Annotated in this window: 11 protein-coding genes; 3 read left to right on the forward strand and 8 right to left on the reverse strand. The window is 70.2% G+C overall.

Annotated features, from left to right (window positions below; genetic code table 11):
- Window positions 1-19: 19 nt before the first annotated feature.
- The 7 genes from Q0Z83_RS51420 to Q0Z83_RS51450 form a co-directional block, all read right to left on the reverse strand.
- Complete coding sequence (locus Q0Z83_RS51420; protein ID WP_317790865.1) at window positions 20-1,042, reverse strand: ABC transporter permease; 1,023 nt, start codon at window positions 1,040-1,042, stop codon at window positions 20-22.
- 626 nt (window positions 1,043-1,668) lie between these two features.
- Complete coding sequence (locus tag Q0Z83_RS51425) at window positions 1,669-2,574, reverse strand: TIGR03619 family F420-dependent LLM class oxidoreductase (RefSeq protein ID WP_317790866.1); 906 nt, start codon at window positions 2,572-2,574, stop codon at window positions 1,669-1,671.
- A gap of 322 nt (window positions 2,575-2,896) precedes the next feature.
- Complete coding sequence (locus Q0Z83_RS51430) at window positions 2,897-5,644, reverse strand: EAL domain-containing protein (RefSeq protein WP_317790867.1); 2,748 nt, start codon at window positions 5,642-5,644, stop codon at window positions 2,897-2,899.
- Between the two features lie 92 nt (window positions 5,645-5,736).
- Window positions 5,737-6,393: a response regulator transcription factor gene (locus Q0Z83_RS51435; protein WP_317790868.1), complete on the reverse strand. Its 657-nt coding sequence runs from the start codon at window positions 6,391-6,393 to the stop codon at window positions 5,737-5,739.
- A gap of 4 nt (window positions 6,394-6,397) precedes the next feature.
- Window positions 6,398-7,471 (reverse strand): sensor histidine kinase, encoded by a 1,074-nt coding sequence (locus tag Q0Z83_RS51440; RefSeq protein WP_317790869.1) that lies wholly within the window; start codon window positions 7,469-7,471, stop codon window positions 6,398-6,400.
- Window positions 7,472-7,573: 102 nt separating this feature from the next.
- Window positions 7,574-8,530: a DNA polymerase domain-containing protein gene (locus Q0Z83_RS51445; protein ID WP_317790870.1), complete on the reverse strand. Its 957-nt coding sequence runs from the start codon at window positions 8,528-8,530 to the stop codon at window positions 7,574-7,576.
- Between the two features lie 43 nt (window positions 8,531-8,573).
- Window positions 8,574-9,851 carry an ABC transporter substrate-binding protein gene (locus Q0Z83_RS51450; protein ID WP_317790871.1) on the reverse strand — a complete coding sequence of 426 codons (1,278 nt, stop codon included), beginning with the start codon at window positions 9,849-9,851 and terminating at the stop codon, window positions 8,574-8,576.
- 344 nt (window positions 9,852-10,195) lie between these two features.
- Here Q0Z83_RS51450 and Q0Z83_RS51455 point away from each other — a divergent pair, with 344 nt between their 5' ends.
- Window positions 10,196-10,594: a hypothetical protein gene (locus tag Q0Z83_RS51455; RefSeq protein ID WP_317790872.1), complete on the forward strand. Its 399-nt coding sequence runs from the start codon at window positions 10,196-10,198 to the stop codon at window positions 10,592-10,594.
- Window positions 10,595-10,633: 39 nt separating this feature from the next.
- On the opposite strand, the gene rnhA is transcribed toward Q0Z83_RS51455, so the two are convergent.
- Window positions 10,634-11,095 (reverse strand): ribonuclease HI, encoded by a 462-nt coding sequence (rnhA, locus tag Q0Z83_RS51460; protein WP_317790873.1) that lies wholly within the window; start codon window positions 11,093-11,095, stop codon window positions 10,634-10,636.
- 125 nt (window positions 11,096-11,220) lie between these two features.
- On the opposite strand from rnhA, the gene Q0Z83_RS51465 reads away from it, so the two are divergent.
- Together Q0Z83_RS51465 and Q0Z83_RS51470 are read left to right on the forward strand one after the other, a co-directional pair.
- Window positions 11,221-12,183, forward strand: coding sequence for an ABC transporter ATP-binding protein (locus tag Q0Z83_RS51465; protein ID WP_317790874.1), 963 nt, complete (start codon window positions 11,221-11,223; stop codon window positions 12,181-12,183).
- The gene (locus tag Q0Z83_RS51470; RefSeq protein WP_317790875.1) at window positions 12,180-12,935 is read left to right on the forward strand and encodes an ABC transporter permease; all 756 of its coding nucleotides are present in this window, start codon (window positions 12,180-12,182) and stop codon (window positions 12,933-12,935) included. Before Q0Z83_RS51465 ends, Q0Z83_RS51470 begins: the two co-directional genes overlap by 4 nt.
- Window positions 12,936-12,970: the final 35 nt, after the last annotated feature.

Here is a 12,970-nt window from a genome sequence, read left to right on the forward strand (position 1 = left end):
GTGTTTCAGTTCCGGCCGGTCACTTCGACGACTTGGGATCGAGTGCGTCGCGAAGCGAGTCGCCCAGCAGGTTGAACGCGAGGACCGCGATGAACACGGTGGTCGCGGGGATCAGGAAGTAGGCCCAGTCCGGGGTGCCCAGCCACTGCCGGCCGTAGTAGACCAGGCGGCCGAGGTCAGGAGTGGGCTCCACGACACCGATGTTCAGGAACGACAGCGCGGCCTCGGCGGCGATGAAGCCCGGCAGCGCCAGAGAGAAGGAGACCAGGATCGGCGCCCAGATGTTCGGCAGGAGCTGCTTGAACAGGATGTGCGCGCTGCCGGCGCCGGCAGCGCGGGCGGCCTCCACGTACTCCCGCTCGCGCAGCGAGAGGATCTGGCCGCGGACCAGACGGGCCGTCGTCATCCAGCCGAAGAGCGCGAACACCCCGATGATCACGGCGATCCGGAACGAGCCCGGGACCTCCTCGCCCACGTCGTAGGCGGCGGTGTTGATGATCGGGATGATCGCCAGGGCGAAGACCAGGAACGGGAACGCCAGCATGAAGTCGGTGAACCAGGTGAGGCTCTGGTCGACCCAGCCACCGAAGTAGCCGGAGACGATGCCGAGCACCACGCCCAGCACGATCGAGATGACCGCGGACAGGAAGGCGATGATCAATGACGTCCGCATGCCGAAGATCAGCTGCATGAACAGGTCACGGCCGATGCCCGCTTCCAGGCCCAGCCAGTGCTCGCCGCTGATGCCGCCCAGGTAGCCGGTCGGCAGGCCCTGGTAGTTCAGCTTCTCGCTGAAGCCCTCGGTCGCGGTGATCCCGTACATCCGGGAGATCACCGGCGCCAGCAGGGCGACCAGGATGAAGAACAGGACGGTGATGAAGCTGGCGAACGCGGTCCGGTCACGCTTGAGACGGATCCACGCGAGCTGGCCCGGTGAACGGCCGACGAATGCCTTCGCAGCCGTGTCGGGCTGGAGAACCGCTACCGCCGTGTCCTCGGTGCCTGGTGAGCGTGAGTCGGCGGTGGCCGGGGTGTTGCTCATGATGCGGTGTCTCCTCGTAGCGGACTTGATCGCGAAACGAACCTGTCACTCGCGGTGGCGAGGCGGGTCCTGCCCGGTCCCGGGCGGGTCGACTCGGCCCGTCGTCGTGACGGCGGGCGCTCGATGCGCTTCAGGATCGTCAGCATGCGGCCGGGGTCGATAGTTGGTTGTACCACGCACCAATCCCTCCCCCGTGAACGCGCCCCACTGGCGCTATGTGAGCGGTATTCGTCTGCCGCGGTTCAGAAATTTATCCGAGATCCGCAGGCCGAGAAATGTGTTGACGCATCGATCCGGTAACGGAACGGGTTCGTTGTCATAAGGCCTGGGTCATATCGTGTGCCGAGTGCTTGGGTCATAAGAACCCATTTTGGGGGTAAAAACGCCATCTTCCATGCGGCGAAACGACCGGAGGGCAGAGAATGTCGGGTTTACCGCGCTTATGCGTTCTTGCAGTTGCGGAGAGTTACCGTCCCTGGTGAGGGTCGCGTGCTGCCTCACTGTTTCCCTGCGGTTTCCGATTTCGAACGTCCATCGGCGCGAGCCGATGAACGTTCCGTAGTCGTGGCGAGCAACAAGATCGCGCATTTATCGGTGCCCGATTACGGTCGGCGCATTGGGGACGATCAGTGGTTCGGAGCCAGACCCGCGAGAACTTCCGCACCGAGTTCCGCGGCCGCCCTAGGGTCGGCGTCGATCCCGCCGATACGCGGATCCCAGTTGGGTTCGTAGAACAGTTCGGTCGCGCCCGCCTCAGCGTACCTCTCGGCGCCCGCGCGGATCTGCGCCCAGTCCCCGGAGAGCGGGATCGCCTCATCCCGCCGCCCGGCCTGAACGACACCCCGGACCACGATACGCAGCGAGTCCGGATCGCGCCCGGCAGCCTCGGCCGACTCGCGGACGATCCGGACACCACGGGCGATCTCCGGCAGGGTGGTGCGGCTGCTGCTCACCCAGCCCGCCGCGATCCGCCCGGCCCGCCGCAACGCCACGTCCGCGGTGCCGCCGAGCAGCACCGGAGGGCCGCCCGCACGCCCCGGCGCGGGCCGCATCCGGCTCGGCGGCACCCGGTAGAAACGGCCGGCGAACTCCGTCTCCTCCGCGCTGAACAGGGCCTTCAGAACTTCCAGGTACTCCTCGGTGCGCGGCCCGCGCGGCTTCGGATCGGACCCGGTCGCCTCGAACTCGATCTCCGACCAGCCGGTGCCCAGCCCCAGATCGAACCGGCCACCGGACAGCCGGTCCAGTGAACCGGCCTGCTTGGCCAGATACGCGGGTGACACATACGGCAGATTGATCACCGAAACCCCGAGCCGGATCCGCGACGTGGCGGCCGCGGCCCAGGTCAGGGCCACGATCGGATCCAGCACGCTGTGATAGACCGGCGCGAGATCCTGATCCCGCCCGACGAGCAGTCGCTGAAACGCCCAGAGCCCGTGATAGCCCGACTCCTCGGCCTGCCGGGCGATCGTGCTCAAGGTCTCCGGTTCCGCCCAGGCGCCGGACACCGGACATCCGAAACTGATCAGCATGAAAAGCAACCTAACCGCCGCGCCGCCGACCCGTCCGCCGCCCACCACATATTCGACCCGTCGCGCTCCCGGCCCCGAGGCGGTACTAGCCACAAGGAGGCGCTGCCCTGCCACGCGACGAGGGCGCGGGGCACGGCCGCCAAGGCGACTCTCGGGCGGAGGTGCAGATCTTCCGCAACAGCGGCCGGATTGAGTGCCGGCGACGGTTCCACTACTTTGCGTGACGGACCGCTTCAGCCCGGTGGCCGCGTGTCGGCCCGGACGGGCCGCCTGGCTCGCGTGGCTCGGCGGTGCTCTCGGTAGCCGTACCGAATATGTGTTTTCAGACGTTTGCGCCCTCGAGGAAGAGGCGGCCGGCCTCGTCGGCCGGGACCGGGCGGGAGAAGTAGTAACCCTGTGCGAAGCCACAACCCATCTCGCGCAAGGCTGCGAGCTGGCCGAACTCCTCGATCCCCTCGGCCACCGTCGCCATGCCGAGGCTCTTGCCGAGCCGGACGATGGTGTCGGTGAGCGCGGTGTCGTCGGCGATGACGCCGAGGCGTTCGACGAACGAACGGTCGATCTTGAGTGTGTCGACCGGGAAGCGGCGCAGGTAGGCGAGCGACGAATAGCCGGTGCCGAAGTCATCGATGGCCAGGGTCAGGCCCAGTGCCTTGAGGCGCAGGAGCTGTTCCAGGTTGGCCTCGGTGTCGGTCATCAGGACGCTCTCAGTCATCTCCAGGCACAGGCGGTCGGCGGGCATGCCGGTGTCGGTGAGCACCTGGGTGACCATTTCGGACAGGTCGGCCCGGTCGAACTGCCGGACCGAGACGTTCACCGACATCTTCGGGGGCGGGCCGTCGCCGGCCGCCGCCCATGCGACGGCCTGGCGGCAGGCCTCGTGCAGGACCCAGCGGCCGAGCGGCACGATCATGCCGGTGGCCTCGGCGATCGGGATGAAGTCGAGCGGGTTGATCATGCCGCGGGTCGGGTGCGGCCAGCGGACCAGAGCCTCGAAGCCGATCACCTGGCTGGTGGCCAGGTCCACGGTGGGCTGGTAGTGCAGGCGCAGGTCGCCGTTCTCCAGGGCGGCCCGGAGGTCGGATTCGAGTTCCAGGCGGTCGGCCAGGCCCTCGCGCATCCGTGGGTGGTAGCTGGAGAAGACGCCGCCGCCGGTCGCCTTGGCGTGGTGCATGGCCAGGTCGGCGTTGCGCATCAGCTGCTCGGCCCGATCGCCCGGATTGTCCTCCGGACCGGTGACGGCGGCCGACGACGCGGCGGCGGAGGTGCCGGCCAGGCCGATGCTCGCGCGGACGTGGATCTGGCGCTCGCCGAACATCACCGGGGCGTCTAGGTCGTCGAGGATCCGGCGGGCCACCGGCTCGGCGCCGGCCTCGTCCTCGCCCAGCAGCAGTACGCCGAACTCGTCGGCGCCGAAGCGGGCTACCAGGTCACCGTCCCGGACACAGCCGCGCAACCGGTCGGCGACCTGCACCAGCAGCTGATCGCCGGCCAGGTGGCCGAGGCTGTCGTTGATGCGCTTGAAGCCGTCCAGGTCGAGGTGCAGCACGGTCACCGCGCCGCCGCCACGCATCGCGGTCGCGGCCCGTTCCCGGAACAGCGCGCGGTTGGCCAGCTGGGTGAGCGAGTCGTGGTACGCCTCGTGCATGAGCTGTTCCTGCAGCTCCATACGCTCACTGATGTCCCGGGTGTTGAGCACGAAGCCGGCCACGTGCGGGTCGTCCACCAGGTTCGTGATGATCACCTCGGACGGGCGCTTGCCGCCGTCCCGATGGGTGTGCACGACCTCGAGCGTCACATCGGCGAACGGGCGCGCGGCGACCTGTCGCATCGCCTGGGCCAGCCGCAACGCCACCTCGTCGTCGACCAGGTCGGTGTACCGGCGGCCGACGAACGCCTCCGCCGGGTAGCCGAAGACCCGGCGCATCGACTCGCTCTGATAGCGGATCAGGCCGTCCGTGTCGATCACGGTGACCACGTCCGAGCTGTGCCGGATCAGCGCCTCGAACCACTGCTCCCGGGCGTGCAACGCGGCGGTGCGCTCGGCGACCCGGCTCTCCAGGGTGCGGGTGAGAGCCCGGTTCTCCAGTTGGGTGAGGAGCTGCCGGCCCACGATCAGCAGGATCAGGAACGACCGGGTCCAGGCGACGAACGGGTGGCTGGTGCCGGTCTGGAGGTGGAACATGACGCTGGACGCGAGCGCGGCGAGAACGGCGAGGTAGGGCACCAGGATCGCGGTGCTCCAGACGCCCGGCGGCAGGTCGAGCGGCTTGGCGTCGCCGTCGCGGGGGCGGACCGCGCCCATCAGGATCAGCGCGTACCCGGCCAGCGACGGCAGATGCACGAGCGGGGCCGAGCTGAAGTCGCCGACCAGTTCGAAGAAGACGTGCCCGATGTCGGTGATCGCGAAGGCGACCATCCCGGTGCCGAAGAAGGCCAGATCGGATCCGCATCCGTGGCGGCGGCGCTGCGGCGGCAGCATGTAGGCCAGGATCGTGGCGATCACGATGTCGGTCAGCGGGAAGACGAGCGTGAAGTAGAAGTCCAGCCCTCGGGCGCCGCTCTCCATCCGCGCGTCCACCACGAAGACCCACGCCACGATGACCAGCGACGACGCGATCAACAGGCCGTCGAGCACACTGCGGAGCCGGTTCACCAAGGGCTGGGAGGCGCTCGGCAGGGTCAGCACACCGGCCGGGATCAGCACCACCAACCCGACCAGGCCGATGCTGCTGAGCAGCGGGAACAGGCTCGCGGTGACACCGGGGACCGGCCACTGGGTGAACCAGCCGAACTGGCCCAGGCCCCAGGCGAACACGCCGGCGGCGAGCAGCGCCCAGCCCCAGCGGGCCCGTCCGGTGAAGCCACGGGACCGCCACAGGCAGCCGGCCGCGGCGGCCGAGGACATCCCGAGCAGGCCCCAGGCGGCCACCCCACGGGTCGCGTCCGGTCCGCCCACGCCCGCGGTGACCAGCGCGATCAGGACAGCGAGGACAGCGCCGGCGGCGACGCTGAGACGTGCCCAGCGGCGCGTCGCGCGCGAGCCGGGGACTGTCGTATCGACTGCCATCCGCTCGCCCCTTTCCGGTACGTCACCTCGGCCGAGGTGTGAGTATCCGGGTCATCGGGCCGGCACGGGCGGTCCTGAGAAGATCCTGACGATCAGTTACCGACCAGCCCGTCCTCGTAGGCGACGATCACCAGCTGCACCCGGTCCCGGACGCCCAACTTGGTGATCGCCCGCGTGACGTGGGTCTTCGCGGTCAGCGGGCTGATCACCAGAGTGGCGGCGATCTCATCGTTGGACAGGCCGGTGGCGACCAGCCGGACCACCTCCCGTTCACGATCGGTGAGCACCGACAGGCGTTCCCCGGACGGACGGCCGGCCGCCGGGACCGGGCGGTGCGCGAACTGGCCGACGACACGGCGGGTGACGCTGGGGGAGAGCAGGGCGTCACCGCCGGCCACCACCCGGACCGCGGCCCGTAGCCCGTCCGGGTCGATCTCCTTGGTCAGGAAGCCGCTGGCACCGGCGGCCAGGGCGGCGAAGACGTACTCGTCGGTCTCGAAGGTGGTCAGGATGATGATCCGGGCCGGCTGGGCGGCCAGAATCTTCCGGGTCGCGGTGATGCCGTCCATGCCGGGCATCCGGATGTCCATCAGGATCACGTCCGGGCGCAGCTCCCGGGCCGCGCGCACCGCCTCGTCGCCGGTGGCCGCCTCACCCACCACCGAGAGGTCCCGGCCGCGCCGTAGCAGGCTCCGGAAACCGGCCCGGACCAGGTGCTGGTCGTCGGCGAGGAGAACGGTGATGGTCATCTGGTCACTCCGTGATCGGGAGACTGGCCCGTACCGTGAAACCGGTCTTGTCCGGGCCCGCGGTGAGAGCGCCGCCGAGCGCCGCCACCCGTTCCCGCATTCCGGCGATGCCGTGGCCGTCGGTGGTCCCGGCACCGCCCGTCCCGTCGTCGCGGACGTCGACCAGGACACTGTCCGGCGCATACCTGATCGTCACGGTGACCCGGCCGGCTCCGGCGTGCCGGACCGTGTTGGTCAGCGACTCCTGCACCACTCGATAGACCGCGGCGGCGACCGGGGCGGGCACCGGCACCGGATCGCCGAACTCGTTGAACGACACCTCCAGGCCGGCCGCCCGGACCTGGGCGAACAGCCGGTCGAGACCGTCGAGGGCCGGAAGCTCACCCTCACGCAGCACACCGACCAGCGCTTTCAGATCGGTCATGGCGCGGCCGCGGACCTCCTGGGCCAGTCGCAGCGATGCCCTGGCCTCCTCCGGCTCGGAGTCGAAGGCGTCCAACGCCACGTTCAGATGCACGCCGACGACGGCGAGCGTGTGCGAGACCACGTCGTGCAGGTCGCGGGCGATCGCCACCCGCTCCTCGGCCCGGCGGGTCCGCGACTCGACGTCGAACCGGTGGGCGATCTCGGCCCGCCAGCGCAGCGTGTTCCGGTACGCGGTGGCGCCGGCCAGGACGGCGGCCACCCACAGGGCCTCCCCGCCGAGATGGGACAGCACCCAGCCCTCGGGGTGCGGATCGACGACGGTGTCCCAGTTCGCGCCGTAGGCGAGCATCAGTGTCGAGGCGGCCACCGCGATCCGGAGCCGGCCGGCCAGCACGAGCGCCACCAGGGCGCCGGTGGCGGGCCACACCCAGCCGGCCTCGACCAGATGGGCGGCCCGCCAGCCGCTCACCGTGCCGAGGATCAGGATCAGCATGGTGAGCGGCCACCGCGGAACCGCCAGGGTCATCGCGGCCAGGGCGATCGCGAGTGCGGAGATCAGGACGACCGGGCCCAGCCCGCCGGTGAGGGCGAACCCGGCCGGCACACCCAGAAGGGTCAGGAGGGCGGCGGAACGGGCGAGATTCCTATCCATGCCGGGGACGCTATGTCCGGCGGCCGGACCGGCGCGTCGTACCGGAGTCGTCACCCGCATCGACACCTCCCGAGTACGCCGTACATCGTCCGGTGTAGTTTTTCAGGCCTCCCCGGCCGCCTCGCGGCGTGCCTTGGCCCGTCGTTTGCCCTCGTGCATGGCCTGGACCCGGGCGACCGGGATGGCGTGGCCCTCGGCGATCAGTCCGGCGTCCAGCTCCTGCGGCGCGGGCATCGCCTCGGCCCACGGGTCGCCGTCACCGAGCAGCGCCGGCGCGGTCCGGATGGTGAAATCGGCCGGCGTGACCTGATCCAGATCGGACCACGCGACCGGGAACGACACGGGTGCGCCGGGCCGGATCCGTGGACTGTAGGCCGCGGCCACGGTCGCCCCGCCGGCCCGGGTGGCGTCCAGGAACACCTTGCCGTGCCGGTCCTCGCGGATGAACGCGGTGGTGGCCAGTGCGGGGTCGATCCGTTCGGTGCGGGCGGCCACCGCGCGCTGAGCCGCGGCCACGTCCTCGATCGCCGGCTCACCGGCCAGCGGCACGAAGACGTGCACCCCCTTGGACCCGCTGGTCTTGATCGCCCCGGACATCCCGGCGTCGGCCAGCGCCTCCCGGACCAGCCGGGCCGCGGCCACCGCGGCGCCGAAACCGCCCTCCTCCGGAGGGTCCAGATCCATGATCAGATGCGTGGGGTACGGCACCCCGGCCCGCATCAGGGCCGGGTGATACTCCACCGCCCGCTGATTGCCCAGCCAGAACAGCGTGCGCCGATCGTTGGCCAGCGCGTAGGTCACCTCACGATGCGACGCCTCGGCCCACACCGTGGTGCGCGGCACCCAGTCCGGTGTGTATTTCGGCAGGTTCTTCTGCATGAACCGCTCCTGGCCACGGAGCACCCGGACGACCGAGAGCGGCCGGTCGCGCAGGACGGGGAGGAACCGGTCGGCCATCGCGTCCAGGTAGTCCACCAGGTCCCGCTTGGTGACACCGGCGCCCGGGAACAGCTCCTGATCCAGATTGGTCAGCGGTACGCCGTCGCGTTCCTCACCCATCCGCCCATCGTGCCCGATCCGGGGCCGCCGCGCCCGCCCGTACTCAGGCCTGCCTGATGAACTGCTTGGCCGCCGCGGCCAGCGCGCTCTGCAGGGACGCCTTGTCGATCGCGGCGCCGCCGGCCGCGGAGAAGGCGCCGAGGGCCGCGTTCGCCGCGTTCTGCCACGGCTGCGAGCAGGCCGAGCCGTGTGCGCAGGACGGGACCGCCACCCCGGACTTCCAGTCGTCGGCTGCTTTCCGTTGGTAGTCGGAGAAACCGGTGGTCGGCGCGTCGGTCCGGGCCGGGATCGAGCCCTTCTCCACGCTGAACGCCTGCTGCCCCTCCGGCGAGGCGACGGTCTGCAGCCAGCAGGCGCCACCCTCCGGGTTGGGCGCCCCGGTGGTGAGCGCGAACGAGTCGGCGAGCCACTGGAAGGCCTTGCCGTTGCCGGGGAAGGTGAACGAGTCGTACCCGCTGAAGTTGTTGGCCGCCAGGTCCGCCGCGAGCCAGTCGCCCATCAGCTGATATCCGGCCTTGCCGTCGATCAGCAGCCGCTCGGCCTCCGGCCAGTCCAGCGAGTCGCGGTCGGCGTTGCTGAAGTCGAGGATCGTGGCGTAGTCGTCGATCGCCGCGCGGACCGCTTTGCCCTCCCACTTGGTGGCGCCGGTGAACAGGCCGGTGAACCTCTTCGGTCCCAGGTCGCTGATCAGCACCGACTCGAGGAGCATGAGCTGGGTCCAGTCGCGGCCCAGCGCGAGCGGCGACTCGACACCGTCACGCCGCAGTCGGCCGAGATTGGCGATGAAGTCGTCGAGCGTCTTCGGCGCGGTCAGGATGCCCGACTCGGCGAGCACCTGGTCGTTGGTCCACACCACGTTGGCCCGGTGCACGCCGACCGGAACCGACCACAGCCTGCCGTTCACCGTGATCGTCTCGACCAGACCCTCGGGCAGCGCGCCGGTCAGGCCCCACGACGAGAAGTCGGTGGTCAGGTCCTTGATCTGGCCCGCGTCGATGTGGTCGAGCAGTTCGGCGCCGGCGTGCACCTGGAAGACGTCGGGCGGGTCGTTCTGCTGCAGCCGCGCGTTGAGGACCTGCTTGGCGTTGACACCCGCGCCGCCGGGCACCGCGCCGCTGGTGAACTCCCGACCCGGGCAGGCGGTGGTGAAGCGGCTGACCAGGGCGTCCAGGCCGGCCTTCTCGCCGCCCTCGGCCCACCATGTGAAGACCTCGACCTGCGAGGCCGTGGAGTCGTCGTCCTCCCCGGTCCCGCAGGCGGACGCCACCAGGAGTGCGGCGGCGCCGACGACGGCCGCCAGGGCGCGTCGTGTGGAGCGCATGGTGTTCCCCCATCATCCAACTCGTCGTTGTCGCGCGGACAATCGGAAGTACCGTGCCGCTTCACGCTCAAAGGTGTCAACTCGTGACCTATCGGCGCTTGACCATGCGATACGGCGATCTGGATCTTGAGCTGGGCGGATGTCTTCGGCCGGCACCACAGCTGTGCTGAATGTAACTCACGGTTAGTGGGTCGATGTCGCGTGGCCCCAGTTCAGGTGCGTGACGACGATATCAACGGCCACCGAACTGTTACTGAACGTGAGTTGAGCCTTCGACCTAATTCCTCCGGGGTACGTCAAACGGGCCATAGCTCGCGGTCTATCCGATTCGTCACAATCGGAGCATGACCACACCGGGCGACATCGCACTGCTGATCGTTCTGGCCGCCGCCCTCATGGCCTGCGCCGGTTACGCCGCCGGACGCTTCCATCAGCGCCGGCAGAGCGGACCCGACCTCCGGGACGCCTACAAGACCGGGTACGACGCCGCGACCCGCAGCGTGTTCAGCATGGCGGCCCGGGCCGCCGGCAAGAAACCGGACGAGCCGGACGGGGCGGACGGGGCGGAGGCGCCCGACGGTGCGGGCCGGCGCGAGGGCCGGCACGCCGTACCCGAGGAACTGGTCCGGGCCAAGACCTACCGGCTGCCGTTCGACCGGGTGGCGCGGGCCAAGGTGCCGAAGCAGAAGGAGATCGTTGACGATCCTGCTCAACCTGACCTTGATCAGCGCACAGTCTCGTGACGGGGACGGCGGCCCCTCCCGTACCCCTGGATCCCGGCTTCAGCCTTCGGGCTTCGCCGCCTCGACCGCCTCACGCAGCCCACGGGCGGCCAGCCGGTCGGCCCGCTCGTTCTCCGGGTGCCCGGCGTGCCCCTTCACCCAGTGCCAGCTGACGTCGTGCCGCCGGACCGCCTCGTCCAGCCGTTTCCACAGGTCCACGTTCTTCACCGGTTGCCGGGCCGAGGTCATCCAGCCGTTCCGCTTCCAGTTGTGCATGTACTGCGTGATGCCGTTGCGCACGTAGACGCTGTCGGTGTAGATCTCCACCGTGAGCGGTGCCCGGTTCAGCGCCTCCAGCGCCCGGATCGGGGCCATCAGCTCCATCCGGTTGTTCGTGGTCGACGTCGCCTCGCCACCGCAGAGATCCTTCTCCGCCGTACCCCAGCGCAGCACCGCGCCCCAGCCGCCCGGACCGGGATTCGGGGCGCACGCCCCGTCGGTGTAGATCTGCACCACGCTCATACCTGGAGACGATAAGGCCCGGCCTCCGGTATGAGGTTTCCCCGGGCGCGGTACGGGAGTGTGGGACAAGCCATCGGCGGACGACCGCCGGGCGGGAGCGGTCAGCGGGTCACCGTATGGTGGCGGTGGCGGACGAATCCGGATGGGCGGGACTCATGGTTGGTGGCGACGCGGCCGCGGTCGAGGTACGGGACGTCGTGGTGCGTTACGGCGACACGACAGCCGTCGACGGGGTGTCCCTGACCCTGCCCCGCGGGCGGGTGCTCGCCCTGCTCGGGCACAACGGCGCCGGCAAGACCAGCCTGCTCCAGGTCTGTGAGGGCTTCCGCCGGCCGGATGACGGCGTCGCGCGGGTGCTCGGGCTCGACCCGGTCGGCGACCACGACGAGCTGATGCCCCGGCTCGGGATCATGCTGCAGTCGGGTGGTGTCTACCCGTGGGCGACGGCGGGCGAGATCCTGCGGCTGTTCGCGTCGTTCGCGGCGCACCCGCTCGACACCGACATGCTGCTGGACCGGCTCGGGCTGCGGAGATTCGAGCGCACCCGGTTCCGTCGGCTGTCCGGTGGCGAGCAGCAGCGGCTCAGCCTCGCGGTCGCCCTGGTCGGCCGACCCGAGCTGGTCTTCCTCGACGAGCCGACGGCCGGGATGGACACCGAGGCCCGGCACACCACCTGGCAACTGATCGAGGAGTTGCGCGCCGACGGTGTGTCGGTGCTGCTGACCACCCATCTGCTGGACGAGGCGGAGCGGCTCGCCGACGACGTGGTGATCATGCGGTCGGGGACCGTCGCGGCGACCGGCACACCCGCCGAGCTGACCTCGGCCGCCGCCGTCGACGTGCTGGAGGTGCGGGCCGATCCGGGTCTCGATCTGACCGGGCTGCGTGCCGGGCGGACCGTCGCCGAGCCCGCCCCCGGGCAGTACACGATCTCCGGCGACCTGCACACCGCCGGTCTCGCCGAGGTGCTGGCCTGGTTCGCCGCGGCCGGCGCCGACGTGACCGCGATCAACACCCGCCGCCGCACCCTCGAGGACGTCTACCTCTCCCTGACCACCACCCAGACCCCGGTCGGAGCCGCCAAGTGAGCACCTTCGCCCCCGCACCCGGCCGGGCCCCGATGCGCGTCATCCTCGGCAAGCAGATCCGGATGGAGCTGCTGCTGACCGCCCGGCGGGGCGAGGCCGTCGTGCTGGCCATGGGTGTGCCGCTGCTGGTGCTGCTCGGTGCGGGCCTCTTCGAGGTCACCAACCTGCCGACCGACGACCGGCTCGGCTGGGTGGTCCCCGGCGTGCTCGCGCTCACGGTCATGTCGACGGCGTTCACCGGGCAGGCCATCACCACCGGCTACGAGCGCAGTTACGGCGTATTGAAAAGGCTCGGCGCCTCCCCGCTGACCCGGCCCGGCCTGCTGCTCGCCAAGACCGCCGCGGTGCTGGTCCAGATCGCCGTGCAGGTGCTGGTCCTGGCACTGGTCGGGCTCGCGGTGGGCTGGCGGCCGGAGGCCGGTGCCCTGCTCCCGGCGATCGGGGTGACGGTGCTCGCCGCGGCCGGCTACAGCGGGCTCGCCCTGTTGCTGGCCAGTGTGCTGAAACCGGAGACCACGACCGGCGCGGCCACCCTGATCTACGTGGTGATGCTGTCCGTCGGCGGCATCATGTTCAGCGCACCCGACCTGGGCACGGCCGGCTGGTTCCTGTTGCCGCTCGCGGCGCACGCCGAGGCGCTGCGGGAGACGCTGATGCACGGCGGCTCGGTGCCGCTCGGCATCTGGCTGGCGCTGGGCAGCTGGGCGGTGGTCTGGCTGACCGCGGCCGCCCGCAACTTCAAGTGGGAGTGACGGGTCTGTCCATCGATCGGTTGACAGCCGGTCTC

The sequence above is a fragment of the Actinoplanes sichuanensis genome, from assembly GCF_033097365.1.
Classification (GTDB): domain Bacteria; phylum Actinomycetota; class Actinomycetes; order Mycobacteriales; family Micromonosporaceae; genus Actinoplanes; species Actinoplanes sichuanensis.